15 protein-coding genes are annotated in these 13,682 nt (G+C 33.8%); 6 read left to right on the top strand and 9 right to left on the bottom strand.

Annotated elements, in window-relative coordinates; translation table 11 throughout:
* Nucleotides 1-14: 14 nt before the first annotated feature.
* Nucleotides 15-452 (bottom strand): DUF4268 domain-containing protein, encoded by a 438-nt coding sequence (locus AAYQ19_RS03390; RefSeq protein WP_343533835.1) that lies wholly within the window; start codon nucleotides 450-452, stop codon nucleotides 15-17.
* A 91-nt stretch (nucleotides 453-543) separates the two neighbouring features.
* Between AAYQ19_RS03390 and AAYQ19_RS03385 the strand changes: the two genes are divergently transcribed.
* Nucleotides 544-1,194, top strand: a complete 651-nt coding sequence (locus AAYQ19_RS03385; RefSeq protein ID WP_343533833.1) for an NUDIX hydrolase — start codon at nucleotides 544-546, stop codon at nucleotides 1,192-1,194.
* 126 nt (nucleotides 1,195-1,320) lie between these two features.
* The gene (locus tag AAYQ19_RS03380) at nucleotides 1,321-2,130 is read left to right on the top strand and encodes a lysophospholipid acyltransferase family protein (RefSeq protein ID WP_343533831.1); all 810 of its coding nucleotides are present in this window, start codon (nucleotides 1,321-1,323) and stop codon (nucleotides 2,128-2,130) included.
* 210 nt (nucleotides 2,131-2,340) lie between these two features.
* Here the strand turns inward: AAYQ19_RS03380 and AAYQ19_RS03375 are convergent, their stop codons facing one another.
* From AAYQ19_RS03375 to AAYQ19_RS03365, 3 genes are read right to left on the bottom strand one after another with little or no spacing between them, the layout of a single operon-like run.
* The gene (locus AAYQ19_RS03375; protein ID WP_343533829.1) at nucleotides 2,341-2,973 is read right to left on the bottom strand and encodes a DUF8845 family protein; all 633 of its coding nucleotides are present in this window, start codon (nucleotides 2,971-2,973) and stop codon (nucleotides 2,341-2,343) included.
* Between the two features lie 8 nt (nucleotides 2,974-2,981).
* Nucleotides 2,982-3,476, bottom strand: coding sequence for an RNA polymerase sigma factor (locus AAYQ19_RS03370; protein WP_068843197.1), 495 nt, complete (start codon nucleotides 3,474-3,476; stop codon nucleotides 2,982-2,984).
* 42 nt (nucleotides 3,477-3,518) lie between these two features.
* Nucleotides 3,519-4,580 (bottom strand): DUF3810 domain-containing protein, encoded by a 1,062-nt coding sequence (locus tag AAYQ19_RS03365; RefSeq protein ID WP_343533821.1) that lies wholly within the window; start codon nucleotides 4,578-4,580, stop codon nucleotides 3,519-3,521.
* Nucleotides 4,581-4,761: 181 nt separating this feature from the next.
* Here AAYQ19_RS03365 and AAYQ19_RS03360 point away from each other — a divergent pair, with 181 nt between their 5' ends.
* Nucleotides 4,762-6,222 carry an aminoacyl-histidine dipeptidase gene (locus AAYQ19_RS03360; protein WP_343533818.1) on the top strand — a complete coding sequence of 487 codons (1,461 nt, stop codon included), beginning with the start codon at nucleotides 4,762-4,764 and terminating at the stop codon, nucleotides 6,220-6,222.
* A gap of 73 nt (nucleotides 6,223-6,295) precedes the next feature.
* On the opposite strand, the gene AAYQ19_RS03355 is transcribed toward AAYQ19_RS03360, so the two are convergent.
* From AAYQ19_RS03355 to AAYQ19_RS03335, 5 genes are all read right to left on the bottom strand, one after another.
* The gene (locus AAYQ19_RS03355; protein ID WP_343533816.1) at nucleotides 6,296-6,634 is read right to left on the bottom strand and encodes a DHCW motif cupin fold protein; all 339 of its coding nucleotides are present in this window, start codon (nucleotides 6,632-6,634) and stop codon (nucleotides 6,296-6,298) included.
* An 87-nt stretch (nucleotides 6,635-6,721) separates the two neighbouring features.
* Nucleotides 6,722-7,495, bottom strand: coding sequence for a carboxypeptidase-like regulatory domain-containing protein (locus tag AAYQ19_RS03350; RefSeq protein WP_343533814.1), 774 nt, complete (start codon nucleotides 7,493-7,495; stop codon nucleotides 6,722-6,724).
* A 217-nt stretch (nucleotides 7,496-7,712) separates the two neighbouring features.
* A complete protein-coding gene (locus tag AAYQ19_RS03345) occupies nucleotides 7,713-9,620 on the bottom strand; it encodes a DEAD/DEAH box helicase (RefSeq protein WP_343533812.1) in 1,908 nt (635 codons plus the stop codon).
* Nucleotides 9,621-9,824: 204 nt separating this feature from the next.
* Nucleotides 9,825-10,403 carry a non-canonical purine NTP diphosphatase gene (locus AAYQ19_RS03340; protein ID WP_343533809.1) on the bottom strand — a complete coding sequence of 193 codons (579 nt, stop codon included), beginning with the start codon at nucleotides 10,401-10,403 and terminating at the stop codon, nucleotides 9,825-9,827.
* A complete protein-coding gene (locus AAYQ19_RS03335) occupies nucleotides 10,375-10,773 on the bottom strand; it encodes a ribosomal maturation YjgA family protein (RefSeq protein WP_343533807.1) in 399 nt (132 codons plus the stop codon). Before AAYQ19_RS03335 ends, AAYQ19_RS03340 begins: the two co-directional genes overlap by 29 nt.
* Before the next feature lie 123 nt (nucleotides 10,774-10,896).
* Between AAYQ19_RS03335 and AAYQ19_RS03330 the strand changes: the two genes are divergently transcribed.
* The 3 genes from AAYQ19_RS03330 (at nucleotide 10,897) to AAYQ19_RS03320 (ending at nucleotide 13,680) form a co-directional block, all read left to right on the top strand.
* On the top strand, nucleotides 10,897-12,075 hold the full coding sequence (locus AAYQ19_RS03330; protein WP_343533805.1) for a glycoside hydrolase family 88 protein: 1,179 nt from the start codon (nucleotides 10,897-10,899) through the stop codon (nucleotides 12,073-12,075).
* 100 nt (nucleotides 12,076-12,175) lie between these two features.
* Nucleotides 12,176-12,955: a hypothetical protein gene (locus AAYQ19_RS03325; protein ID WP_343533803.1), complete on the top strand. Its 780-nt coding sequence runs from the start codon at nucleotides 12,176-12,178 to the stop codon at nucleotides 12,953-12,955.
* Entirely contained in the window at nucleotides 12,955-13,680 is a 726-nt protein-coding gene (locus tag AAYQ19_RS03320) for a hypothetical protein (protein ID WP_343533802.1), read from the top strand. The genes AAYQ19_RS03325 and AAYQ19_RS03320 overlap by 1 nt, the downstream gene beginning before the upstream one ends.
* Nucleotides 13,681-13,682: the final 2 nt, after the last annotated feature.

The raw sequence follows: 13,682 nt of genomic DNA, 5'->3' as shown, positions 1-13,682 counted from the left end.
CATCTTAGTGTCTCCTAAGATTCAACATCTTTTATAAATTCATCATATTCAAGATAGAACATTTCCAGCGCATGCATGTTTTCATTGAAAAAATCAAAAATAGCATCCCAATTATTACGGTTGCTAAAACCAACTCCTAATTTTTCAACCCAAATTCGACTGATGGTTTTGCCGCTTTCCAATGTGTAGTTTTTCTCAAAAACTAAATCTTTTATAAATTCCTCTTCAAGAATATTTTTTAGCGCTTCCAGTTTTTCAAAATAAGCCATTCTTTTTTCTTCGCTTCGCTGTTCGATATCAATTAAAACTTGCGCTTTTTTGTTATCTACATAAAACTTAAAAGAGAAATCTTTGATTTTAGTGTCATAAAGAACCCATTTTCTTGGATATTTTTCTGCAAAAGCTACCCAGAATTCTCTTTTCATGCGTTGTGATTCTTCTTTACTGTACATTATTTATGGCTTTATCCTAGAAAATTTGTAGAACCGCATTTTCTAGAGTATATTTATATTTTATTTGAAAGTACAAAAATAAACTTTGAATATGGATTTTCAAGATTTTTTGCAATATGTTCCTAATTTAATTCCTGTTGAACTGCCAGCGACGATGTCGCATATAAAAATGGCACCAAAAGAGCGAATGCAGGAACTTAAGAACCTTGATTTAAGTACAAAAAATCCCAGAATTGCTGCTGTCATGATGTTGTTTTATCCTAAAAACGGCAAAACACATTTGATTTTGATTGTTCGAAATGCCTACAATGGAGTTCATTCCTCACAAATTGCATTTCCTGGAGGCAAATATGAGCTTTCAGATTTTGATTTTAAAGACACTGCACTTAGAGAAACGAATGAAGAAGTTGGAGTTCTTCCAGAAAAAATTGAAGTGGTAAAACATTTTACGCCAATGTATATTCCGCCGAGCAACTTTTTGGTTCATCCGTTTATGGGAATTGCAAAAGAAGAACTTTCATTTTATCCTGATATCCGAGAAGTAGCCGATATTATCGAACTGCCTTTGTCTGTTTTTTTGAATGACGAAATTATTACCGAGGCCACATTGTCAACTTCTTACGCGGCAAATATTCCTGTGCCAGCTTTTAATATCCAAAATCATATAGTTTGGGGTGCAACAGCAATGATATTAAGTGAATTAAGAGATGTGTTGAAAACAGTTTTGGGTGAAAAATCGTGAATTTTGAAATTTAACGATTTGATATTCATTATTTTAATGATTTATTTCCGAAATTGCTATAGCGTATTGCTAAAAGAATAATTTTTGTATGTTTGCGGACTAACAAAAAAAATACAATAAACAGCTATGGGATTGTTTAAACGAAATCCTTTTGGACATATTTTATTCATCAAGAAATGGTTAATCCGTGTCTTGGGAGCCATGACGCACCGAAGATACAGAGGATTTAATGAATTGCAGATTGAAGGATCTGAAATCATTAAAACATTGCCTGATACGAATGTGCTGTTTATTTCAAATCACCAAACTTATTTTGCCGATGTTGTGGCAATGTTTCATGTGTTTAATGCAAGTTTAAGCGGACGTCAAGATACTATTAAGAATATTGGATATTTGTGGCAACCCAAAATGAACATTTATTATGTTGCTGCAAAAGAAACTATGCAGGCAGGTTTGTTGCCAAGAATTCTAGCTTATGTTGGCGCGATTACGGTTGAGCGAACTTGGCGTGCAAAAGGAGTTGATGTTACTGAAAAAAGAGACGTTAATCCAAATGATACTGAAAACATTAAAATTGCTCTTAACGACGGTTGGGTAATTACTTTTCCACAAGGAACTACAAAGTCTTTTAAGCCAGTTCGTAAAGGAACTGCACACATTATAAAGCAACATAAACCCGTTGTTATTCCGATTGTTATTGACGGTTTCCGTAGATCATTTGACAAAAAAGGTCTACGAATGAAGAAAAAAGGAATTCTTCAATCTTTCATTATCAAAGAACCTCTTGACATTGATTATGAAAACGATACAATCGACGAAATCGTAGAAAAAGTAGAATTTGCAATAGAACAACATCCATCATTCTTAAAAGTTATTCCAGCTGAAGAAATCAAAGCGCAAGAAGAACTTAACAGATTAAGACAGTGGGAATACTAGAATTTTAGATTTCTGATTTTAGATTTTAGATTGTTTGAAGTTTCAGGTTTCAAGTTTTTTTGTCAGGCTGAACGAAGTCAAAGCTATGCTTTGTAAATCCTAACTTTGCGCCCTTCGATTTCGCTCAGGGTGAAATATAGTTCGTTTTCTTTTATAAAGATTATGCACTTCAAATGAAAACTTAGCGCCTTAGTATCTTAGCATCTTAGATTAGAAATCAATTTTCTTCAACTCCTTATAATTCGCATATAATCTGCGTAATAAAGTTCCGTAAACTAAGCGATAGATTCCCCAGAAGATACCAAACAATCCTAATATTATCAGAATCAAGATTCCGACAGTAAAGAATAATGCTTTTCCGTTTTCGGCTAATTTTTCTCTTAAAAAAGCCATGTCTGGATTGTATACAAAAGCGATGAAATAACTTATTATCGTAATAATTACGAGCATTCCGAGATTATACCATACATAATATTGAACTGTTTTTCGTGTCTTTAATATGGCGCTCATTAAATTTTTTGTGGCAACAGTAGCTGAAATTGTTTTGTAGTTTCTGTAAAAAATAATAACAAAAATCAAAACCACTACGTAATTGAAATACGTTATAATGTCTAGTGCTAATACAATTTCGGGATGATTCATTTTGTTTAATAAATCATCGGTATTGATAAATAAATTTGAAAAAGTCCAAAACGAAATTTCCAAAATGCTTATGATCAAAATCAACTTTACAATTGAAGATGATTTTTTGTGAATCATTTTGTAGATTTCCTTTTCAGAAATTTGCTCAAAAGAATCCGAGTTCTTTTTCCAGTCTTTTTTTAATAAATCCAGTTCTTTCATAATAATTTTTAAGGATTTAGTATCTTTTTAAGTTTCCCTTTAATTCGGTTCATTTTCACGCGCGCATTCACTTCGCTGATCCCTAGAGTTTCAGCTATTTCTTGATAATCTTTGTCTTCTAAATACATAAAAACTAATGCTTTCTCGATGTCGTTTAACTGATAAACAGCTTTGTACATCAATTTTATCTGCTCTTCCTCTTCATAATTGTAATCGACATCCTTTACAAAATGCTGATGGCTTTCATATTCAACTGTCGATACGGTTCGTTTGGTTTTTCGGTATAAGGTAATTGCAGTATTTAAAGCAACACGATAAGTCCAGGTCGAAAATTTGCTGTCGCCTCTAAATTTCGGATATGCTTTCCAGAGCTGAATGGTAATTTCCTGAAACAAGTCTTTATGAGCGTCTTCGCCGGCAGTATATAATCTACAAATTTTGTGGATTATATTCTGATTTGCCTGCAATTGCGCAACAAATGATTGTTCTAGGTTTTCGCTCATATAAGTATTAGTAGTCCTGAAATGATTTTTGTTACAGTTGAATCAAAATTTTCTCGTTTTATAATAATTAATCATCAAATCGATAAACTTGCTATAGCTTTCCATTCCGTCTTTCTGATTATTTGTTTTTAAGAAATTGTCATATAAAAAATGAAAACCTTCGTCGATAAAAGTATCATACTTTTGCCAAAAATCCTGACTTTCTTGATAGTTTTTTAAAATTCCGACATGTACTGTTTTCTTCAATTCATTAAAAACTTTTTCGTTTTTAAATTGCCAAATTCCAAGACAATAGCGCAAAGCCAAACTGTATCCGGAATATTGATAATATAAGTTCTCATTTTTTACGGTTGCCAAAACACCAATAAAATTACATTCGTTTTCACTGGCAAAACCAATTTGATGTGCCATTTCGTGCGAACTTGTAATTGGAAAGTTATACATTGGCAACAGATCATTTACTTGAGCTTCATTAGTAAACGGATTCAAATAACCTCCAAACCCCATATAAGTCAAAGGAACGCTGAATAATGATTTTTTGACGCTCAAAATCTCATATTTAAAGTATGGATGTTCTTTGGCTAAATTATTATAACCATTGACATTCATTTCAAAAACTTCTTTTTGAGAGTAGGGGAAAACTACTTTAGCGCTGTCATTTTTTGTGATTTGAAACTGAATTTCATTCGTTTTTGCGATTAGTCTTTTAGTGAAGGCCAAAAGATCAGCATCAGTATATTCTCTTTTGATTTCCATTTTCTCGAAAAGCGGTTCGCGATAATAATTGAACGCCCAAAGCAAATGAAAGAAAAAGTAATAGATTGATATTTTACCTAAAATTTTCAAAAGATGATCTTTCCAGTCTGATTTCCAAGTTTTTCTAATTCTCCAAAACCAGCTGATTATAGAAAGAATCAAAAGGGCGTAAAAGCAATCCCCAACAGAAAACGGAATTTTGCCTAAAACAGTTCTTAAAAAATGCGAAATTCTGATATATAAATTATTGCTGTAAAAGCCTTCAACATAATCTGGAAAGTATCGGAGAATTTTTAAAAAGATAATCTGGACTAAAAGGAATATAGGAAGTATATATTTTCGTTTCACGGATTGATTTTTTAGATACGTAAATATATAATACAATATTGAGATAAAAAAAGAATGAATTTGCTTAGGATGATTCTAAAAGAAGAAGAATTAGTGCTAATTAGTAGAATTCGCGGCGAAAAAAACTTGAAACTTTGTAACTTTGGAACTCTTAATTGTTAAACGTCAAACAAAAATATACATGAGTCAAGAAGTAAGAAATCTGGAGCCAAAAGCACTTTGGAATAAATTTGCAGATTTAAATGCGGTTCCGCGTCCATCGAAAAAAGAAGAGCGTGTTATCGAGTTTATGAAAAACTTTGGAAACAGCCTAGGTTTAGAAACTTTTGAAGATGAAATCAGAAATGTGATTATCAGAAAACCGGCAACTCCAGGAATGGAAAATCGTAAGCCAATTGTAATGCAAGGTCATTTAGATATGGTGCATCAAAAAAATGCAGACACCGTTTTTGATTTTGACAAGCAAGGAATTGATATGTATGTTGACGGTGACTGGGTTCGCGCGCGTGGCACAACTCTAGGAGCTGACAATGGACTTGGAGTGGCGACTATCATGGCAATTCTAGAAAGTAAGGATATTCCGCATCCAGCAATTGAAGCTTTGTTTACAGTTGATGAAGAAACAGGAATGACCGGTGCTTTGAACTTAAAAGGAGGCATTTTGCAAGGCCAGATTTTATTGAATTTGGATACAGAAGAAGATGACGAAATTGACATTGGATGCGCAGGAGGAATTGATGTAACAGCAACTAGAACATACCATGAAGAAGAAGTTCCAGAAGGTTCTGTTGGTTATACGATTACGGTAAAAGGCTTAAACGGTGGGCATTCGGGAATGGATATTCATAAAGGTTTAGGAAATGCCAATAAAATCATGAATCGTTTGTTATTTGATGCTTTCGAAAACTTCGGTTTGCAGATTGTGGAAATCAACGGAGGAAGTTTGAGAAATGCAATTCCAAGAGAAAGTGTTGCAAAAGTAATTATTTCTCAAATGTTTGATGAAGCTTATGTATATGATATGCAGGAAATTATTTCTGATATCAAAGCAGAATATAAAACAACTGAGCCAAACTTATCGATTGAAATCGTAAAAGGTGATTTGCCTGAGAAAGTTATGGATTTAGGCGTTCAAGAAGGAATTATTAGAGCGATTTATGCAGCTCAAAATGGAGTTTACAGAATGAGCGCTGATATGGCTGATTTGGTTGAAACTTCAAACAATATTGCTCGTGTTGTAATTAAAGATGGAGAAATTTTAGTTGGATGTTTGACACGTTCTTCTGTTGAATCTTCAAAATTTGATTTGGCTAATTCATTGCGTTCGACTTTTGAATTGGTTGGATGCGAAGTTGAATTGACAGGTTCTTATCCTGGATGGACACCAAATGTAAATTCTGAAATATTAGAAGTCTTAAAAGAAATCTACGAAAAGCAAAATGGTGAACAGCCAAAAGTTGTCGCTTGCCACGCTGGTTTAGAGTGCGGAATTTTAGGGACTAATTATCCAGATATGGATATGATTTCTTTTGGTCCAACGATTCATGGAGCGCACTCTCCAGACGAAAGAGCAAGTATTTCATCTGCTCAGAAATATTGGAAATTTGTATTAGAAATTCTTTCAAATATTCCAGTTAAATAATATAGGTTTCAGTCGCAGTCTCAGTATTCAGTTTTAAAGCTGTAAGCTGAGACTGCAAACTGAGCCTTAAAAACTACTTTAAAAAATCACCATCTATTATTAGTAATTCAACTTCTTCAGTTGTAATCGAACGATGAGAACTCATATCATCAGAAACAATATAAGTCATTCCTTTTGAAAGCGTAATTTGTTCTCCGTTCTCTAATTCACTAGTCAATTCTCCTTCTAGACAATGTACAATGTGTCCTTTTTGGCACCAATGATCGGCTAGATAATTTTTTGTATAAATAACTTTTCGGACACGCAAATTTCCTAATTGTAGAGTTTGCCAATAGGCTGTTCCAGATTCTCCCGTATGTTCTGTTTTCGGGATTAAACTCCAATCAATAGTTTGAAAAGGTATTGCGGACATATATTTATTTTTTAGTTGATTTTAGAAAAAAAATAAATAAAAAAAATCCTCGAATCCGTAGATTGAGGATTTAATTTTATGAAGATATTAATTTCTTTTTAATACTTTGTACTGCTCGTAACAACCGCTAATGGCATCAAGAATCTGTAAGTCATTTGCTGATTGAACAAAAGATTCTGAGTAGTTGCATCGTTGCAAAATTTCTGGGATTTCTTCTTTTGTAATGCCTAAAAGCAAGGCAAGCGTTTCGCGGTCGTATTTCGTTTCAAGAAGATTTCGGATCGTATCGTCTTTCTTCATATCCTTTAGTTTCTTGAGTTCTTTTCCATTTTTTCCAAAGAAATTATAGAGCATATCGGCGGGGTTGAAGATCGATCCTAATACTTTTCCAAAAGCATTTGGAGCATATTCACCGGCTTCATAACCTTGTGTAAGGCCAGAAATGCTGTAACGGTAATTTTCTTTGGTCGGAATTAATTTTGAGTCGATTTCAAGATATCCAGTCAAGCTGAAAGGAGCAATAACGACTTCTTCGAGTGCAATTGCTTTTTCTGTAAGCTGGATTCTTGTGATTTTATTTTTTATCCAGTCATTGGTTACTCTAATACGCAAAGATTGGAATCCCAGAATAGAGAATTGCAATGTGTCATTTTGCTGAACATCAATTTCAAAATAACCTTGTGCATCAGACTTAGCGCCTAATACTTTGTTCTTATTGATAATATTTACATTGGGAAGAGGCTGTTTCGAGTTATCATTGAAGATGTAACCTGACACTCTTTGTGGAGCTGTTGATTCTGTCTCTTGAGCAAAACCAATACTCGTAAGTAATATAAAAAATAAAACTGTGAAATATTTCATATCCTGATTTAAAGCACTAAAAGTAGTAAATAGGGATTAAATATTTCGCAGTCTTGGAATATAATTATAAGAAAATTAACAAAGGCCCTAGTATTGCTTTTAGTATTTAAATAAAATAGTGTAAAGAATATAAAAATGTATTGTTTTGACGTAAAAAAAATCCCAAATTCCAATTGTATCTGGAATTTGGGATTTTATATTTTAAGATATTAAAAAATTAATCTCTTCTTGGTCTTCTAGGTCTTCCTTGATCGCCAAAGCTTTCAGAACGTCTTGGAGCTCTATCAGAACCGCCTTCGCTTCTTCTGAAACCACCTTCTCTTGGAGCAGAATTTCTTTCTCCTCTAAAGCCGCCTCTGTCAGAACCTTCACGTCTAGATGAAGAATTTCTATCTCCTCTAAATCCACCTCTGTCAGAACCACCTTCACGTCTTGGAGCAAAGTTTCCATCTCTTCTAGAAGAATCACGTCTTCCGCCACGGTTGTTGTGGTCACGTCTTCCTCCGCCGTCATTTTTAGAAATTTCAACATTGATACGACGTCCTTCTAACTGTGTATTGTTCAAGATGTCCATTACTTTGTCAGTGTGCTCAGGATCTGTGTTAAAGAAAGAGAATCCTTCTTTTACGTCCACTTTGAAAACGTCATCACGACCTAAGTCTAATGTTTCTTTCAAGTAATCTTTAAGAGACATCCAATCGAAGTTGTCTCTAGAACCAATGTTCACGAAATAACGAACTGCTCCGTTATTGCTGAATTCTCTTGGCTCAGAATCACCTCTTTCACGTCTTTCTCCAGAAGATTGAGCAGAAATATCTCTATTCTTTTTGTAGTACGTGATGAAACGGTTGAATTCTACAGAAACCATTTTCTTAATCAATTCTTCTTTCGATAAATCTTCAAGAACATTGTTGATTGCAGGCAAGTAGTTGTCAATTTCGTGATCAACCTCAGTATCTTTGATTTTGTTTGCTAAGTGCAATAATTGAATTTCGCAGATTTCGATTCCAGATGGAATAGTTTTTTCAACGAATTTTTGTTTGATGATTCTTTCGATAGAAGAAATTTTACGCAACTCGCTTTTTGTAACAATTACAATAGAAGTTCCTAATTTTCCAGCTCTACCTGTACGTCCAGAACGGTGGTTGTACGTTTCGATTTCATCAGGCAATTGGTAGTTCACAACGTGCGTTACGTTGTCAACGTCAATACCACGTGCAGCAACGTCAGTAGCAACAAGCATCTGAATTTGTCTGCCACGGAATGATTTCATTACACCATCACGTTGCGCTTGAGATAAATCTCCGTGTAACGCAGCGGCGCTATAACCATCTTCAATTAATTTTTCAGCGATAGCCTGTGTATCTCTTTTAGTACGACAGAAAACTACTGAGAAAATGTCTGGATTAGCATCAGCTAATCTTTTTAAAGCCTCGTAACGGTCACGAGCATTTACTAAGTAAAATTCGTGAGATACTGTAGACGAACCTGAGTTTTTAGTTCCAACAGTAATTTCTAATGGTTCGCTCATGAATTGTTTTGCAATTCTAGCAACCTCCTGTGGCATAGTTGCAGAGAACAACCATGTGCTTTTTTCGTCTGGAGTATCTGATAAAATAGAACAGATATCATCATAAAATCCCATGTTCAACATTTCGTCAGCTTCATCAAGAACACAGTAATCTATGTTTTTAATGTTAACCAAACCTCTGTTGATCATGTCTTGCATTCTTCCTGGAGTAGCCACAATAATTTGTGCTCCTCTTTTAATTTCTCTAGCTTGCTCTGTAATACTAGCTCCTCCGTAAACTGCTACCACATTAATACCTTTTTCGTATTTTGAGTAGTTTTTAAGTTCGTTAGTAATCTGTAAACAAAGCTCCCTTGTTGGCGATAAAACTAATGCCTGTGTATTTCTGTTGTCAGCATCAATTTTTTGGATTAGCGGAAAACCGAAAGCTGCCGTTTTCCCTGTCCCTGTCTGAGCCAACGCAACCATATCCGTGTCTTTTTCCAATAATAGGGGAATCGCCTTTTCCTGTACCTCCGACGGATTTTCAAATCCTAGATCTAAAATCGCCTTCAGTAACGATTCATTTAATCCTAATTGTTCAAATTTGTTCATATGTATTTTTAAAATAGGGTGCAAAATTACTGTTAATTATTCAGATATGCTAATGCTATTTCAAGAATTATATATTTGTTATGATTTGATTATCAAAAAGTTATGTTTGTTGTGAAATGATTTTTTTAGAAGATTGAAGAATTTTCGAAAAAAAAACGTCGCGAAATATCAATTTTAGCTTCTAAAATGTTGTATTTTAAACAATTATTTTATTGTATTCAGAAAATCAATCAGTTGTTGGGTCGCTTTTCCGCGATGACCAATTTTGTTTTTGGTTTCCAAAGGCAATTCAGCAAAAGTCTCATTGTAATTTTCTGGTCGAAAAATCGGGTCATAACCAAAGCCTTGATTTCCAGTTTTATTCAAAGTGATTTCACCTTTCGCAATTCCGGTAAAAAGATGTTGTTCGCCATTTAAGTTTAGTGCAATAACGGTTTTAAACTGTGCACTGCGGTCTGATTTGTCTTTTAAGGCATTTAAAAGTTTGTTCATATTGTCATCGGCATTTTTTTGTTCGCCCGCATATCGTGCTGAATATACGCCAGGCTCTCCATTTAGCGCCGAAACTTCTAATCCTGTGTCATCTGCAAAACAATCATAACCATATTTTTCGGTTACATAATTGGCTTTCAAAATAGCATTTCCTTCAATAGTATCGGCTGTTTCAGGAATATCTTCGTGGCAGCCAATATCTTCTAAGCTTAATAATTGTATAGATCCGTTTAAAATGCTTTGGATCTCTTTGATTTTGTTTTTATTGTTTGATGCGAAAACGAGTTTCATAATTGCTATATTTTAAAATGATTTTTTCGATTAGAAAGACGAATAATATGCCGCCGCTATAAGCTGCTATATCCGACCATAAAAAGCCTTGCCCCAAAACATATCTTCCAAAAATTGTTTTTCTAAGTTCAACAATCCAAGGCGCTTGATAAAGTTGTAAAAATTCAATTCCATAGCAGATTGCTAACGAAAGAATAAGTATAAAAGTTGTTTTTTTATTGAAAAATGCGACTCTCATAAGAAGGTAAATCATCACAGCGTACAGAAAATCACCAATCCATAAAGGAATTGCTGCAATTTTTCTAGAAAGAATCCCTAGAAAGATAACTGACAAGAATAGAATGAGATATAGCGTTCTGGCTTTGTTCAAATTTAAATTTTGGTTGGTGTCTTTAGTACTTTTTTAGGTAAACAAAAATACAAAGATTCGGTCAGGTTTACTTTATTTTATAAATTTATCAATTCAATAAACTATACTTCAAAAAATAACCACATGAATGCAAAATTTTTTACTCTGGTTGCGGCTTTGTTCTTGCTTGGAAATCAGGGTTATTCTCAAAAAGACAATTCGTTTAATATTAAAAAACAACTTGACTACTGCGCAGGGCAGGCTTCAAAAACGTTAAAAGTAATTCCGAATGACGGAACATCGCCAAGAACGGTTCCGAATGGAAGCAGCGAATGGAAATTTGTTGGTTATAAAGATTGGACCAGCGGATTCTGGCCTGGCGAATTATGGTATTTATATCAAGCGACAGGCGATAAGAAATGGGAGAAAGAAGCCGATAAGTTTAGTCGATTTTTAACTCCTTTGTCTGTAACCAAAGCGGCAGATCATGATTTAGGATTTCAAGTTTTCAATAGTTTTGGAAACGGATATCGTTTGACGAAAAACGCAGCATATAAAGATATTATTCTGAAAACAGCCGATACATTGGCGACTCTTTTCAATCCAAAAGTGGGAACAATTCAATCTTGGCCTCATAATAAAATGGGCGGTCATAACACTATTATTGACAACATGATGAATTTGGAGCTGTTGTTTTGGGCTTCAAAAAATGGAGGCAGTAAAAAATTGTATGACATTGCCGTGAAACATGCGGAGACAACAATGGCAAATCATTTTAGACCAGACAATACCTCATATCACGTTATCATTTATGATTATGAAACTGGAAAAAAAATAAAGGGAAGGACAGCACAAGGATATAGCGATGACAGTATGTGGGCGCGCGGCCAAGCATGGGCTATTTATGGTTTTACAATGACCTACAGAGAAACTAAAGATCCTAAATTTTTGGATTTTGCTCATAAAGTAGCTCGCGTTTATTTAGACAAATTGACGACAGAAGATTTGATTCCGTATTGGGATTTTAATGCGCCAGATATTCCAAATGCTCCTCGTGATGCGTCTGCTGCGGCAATTGTTTCTTCGGCTCTTTTAGAATTGAGTTCTTACACAAAAGATAAGAACCTTAAAAAGGAATATTTGACAAAAGCTAAAAAAATGATTGTCTCGCTTTCAGATCATTATCAAAGCCACGATGTTAATTCGGCATTTTTGCTTCATTCAACTGGACATAAACCAGCGGGAAGCGAAATTGATTGTTCAATAAATTACGCAGATTATTACTATCTTGAAGCTCTTTTAAGACTTCAGAAATTAAAGTAAAATTTCAAAAAATGATTTATGTGTTTAAACATTTGCATACTTTGTAATATTAATTAGTTTTGTAGTAATTCTTTTGTAAAAATAACCAATAAAAGCCATTATGATTAAAAAAACTACTCGCATTTTACTTGTTTTTGTAGCCTTGTTGTTCTTGTCAAGTTGTATGGATACAAAGCAAAAAACACAGGCATTTGTAAATTCTTATAACAATTCTGCTGCTAACTTTAGTAATGAAGTGATCACTTCAACAAAAGCAAAAGCATTTTTGGATCAAAATAGAATAGAAATTACCACAGAAACTGTTATAGAGCAAAATGAAGACAACAAAGCTACGTATGGACAAATGTTTCCGCTTTTTTTAAAGGAAATGCTTGCAACAGACAAAGACGTTAAAGAGTTGGTTGAAGAAGGAGTTGTTTTTGATGTTGATTTTCTTGCAAATGACAATTCATCTATCGCTAAATTTAAAATCGATAAGAAAGAATTGGAGGCCTTAATGAAAAAAAATGAAGGCAAACCAGCAGTCTCTGTAGAGTCAATTGTGTCTGATAAAGGCGCTGAACTTGATCAGATATTGGTTATGATGAATAGAAATTTGCCATTAAAAAACAATGACGGCAGTAAAATTTCAAAAATTTATCTGAATGAAAAAAATCAACTTGTTTATCAAGTAGAAATGCCAGAAGATATACTCAAGCTTTTAAATGACAAAGCTGCAAATTCTTTAGTGAAAGAAAGTATTTTAAGAGAAGGCCAAGTTCAAAAAGTAGTTTCTACCTTGAAACGCTACGATATAAAAGATATCAAGTATGAATATATGAATGCGAAAGGAAAAATCGTAAATACTTTAATTTTTACAGAAAAAGATTTAAGATTATAATGAGCAATGAATCATCAAGCTGGAGAACTGTTTTAAGCATTGTTTTTGTTGTCATAAGCGCGGCAAGACTTTTATATACTTGCTCGGACATGAATAGAAGGCAAAATACTCAAAATACTATAGATGTAAGCCCATATGTAATGAGCCAGCAACAAGCCAATGCTATTGCTGAACAAAATCGCATTAATTCGAAGATCATAGAGGTTGAAAAGAATAAACGCTCTAACAATTTGTTTTATAGCACATATTCTAAATTAGATAGTCTTACCGCGCTGGAGCAAGAAGATTATGGGGTTTACAAGCTGAAAAAAGATACTTTGGTTTTTATTGATATAAAAAATCAGCTAAGTGTTCCAAAAGAGTATTATTTTCAAAACAATCATGATGATTCGTTGCGCTTTGCTATAAAATCTCCTCGGAATTTAACCATGTTTGTTCATGATTTTGAAACGAAAGATAATGTAGAGAATAGTTTTAAAAGCATCAAAAAATACAGTCATCTTCAGAAGTTGAAAGTAGAAAAAGCATCGACGAAGCTGACTACGTTAATTTCATATCAAATTTCTAAAGAAAATAAAAAACTTAATGGTTATGCTTTTGCTTTTCAAAGAACTGGAAAGGATTATGTGACTTTTTTTGAATTTGAAAGCGCGACCTATTCGCCAGATTTGCTAAAAGAGAAAGCGTTAGAATTTTTGCTTGAGAATTTGAAGCTAAGAAAATAGCA

It is taken from the genome of Flavobacterium mesophilum (assembly GCF_039581405.1).
Lineage (GTDB): Bacteria > Bacteroidota > Bacteroidia > Flavobacteriales > Flavobacteriaceae > Flavobacterium.
Note: the sequence above shows the minus strand (reverse complement) of the source record. Positions and strands in the feature narration are given on the sequence as shown.

What these genes read in the sequence shown, in the direction of transcription:
- AAYQ19_RS03350 (WP_343533814.1), bottom strand. Translation starts at nt 7,495, where the DNA reads ATGAAATATTTCACAGTTTTATTTTTTATATTACTTACGAGTATTGGT.
- AAYQ19_RS03380 (WP_343533831.1), top strand. Translation starts at nt 1,321, where the DNA reads ATGGGATTGTTTAAACGAAATCCTTTTGGACATATTTTATTCATCAAG.
- AAYQ19_RS03375 (WP_343533829.1), bottom strand. Translation starts at nt 2,973, where the DNA reads ATGAAAGAACTGGATTTATTAAAAAAAGACTGGAAAAAGAACTCGGAT.
- AAYQ19_RS03320 (WP_343533802.1), top strand. Translation starts at nt 12,955, where the DNA reads ATGAGCAATGAATCATCAAGCTGGAGAACTGTTTTAAGCATTGTTTTT.
- AAYQ19_RS03360 (WP_343533818.1), top strand. Translation starts at nt 4,762, where the DNA reads ATGAGTCAAGAAGTAAGAAATCTGGAGCCAAAAGCACTTTGGAATAAA.
- AAYQ19_RS03355 (WP_343533816.1), bottom strand. Translation starts at nt 6,634, where the DNA reads ATGTCCGCAATACCTTTTCAAACTATTGATTGGAGTTTAATCCCGAAA.
- AAYQ19_RS03345 (WP_343533812.1), bottom strand. Translation starts at nt 9,620, where the DNA reads ATGAACAAATTTGAACAATTAGGATTAAATGAATCGTTACTGAAGGCG.
- AAYQ19_RS03390 (WP_343533835.1), bottom strand. Translation starts at nt 452, where the DNA reads ATGTACAGTAAAGAAGAATCACAACGCATGAAAAGAGAATTCTGGGTA.
- AAYQ19_RS03330 (WP_343533805.1), top strand. Translation starts at nt 10,897, where the DNA reads ATGAATGCAAAATTTTTTACTCTGGTTGCGGCTTTGTTCTTGCTTGGA.
- AAYQ19_RS03385 (WP_343533833.1), top strand. Translation starts at nt 544, where the DNA reads ATGGATTTTCAAGATTTTTTGCAATATGTTCCTAATTTAATTCCTGTT.
- AAYQ19_RS03325 (WP_343533803.1), top strand. Translation starts at nt 12,176, where the DNA reads ATGATTAAAAAAACTACTCGCATTTTACTTGTTTTTGTAGCCTTGTTG.
- AAYQ19_RS03370 (WP_068843197.1), bottom strand. Translation starts at nt 3,476, where the DNA reads ATGAGCGAAAACCTAGAACAATCATTTGTTGCGCAATTGCAGGCAAAT.
- AAYQ19_RS03340 (WP_343533809.1), bottom strand. Translation starts at nt 10,403, where the DNA reads ATGAAACTCGTTTTCGCATCAAACAATAAAAACAAAATCAAAGAGATC.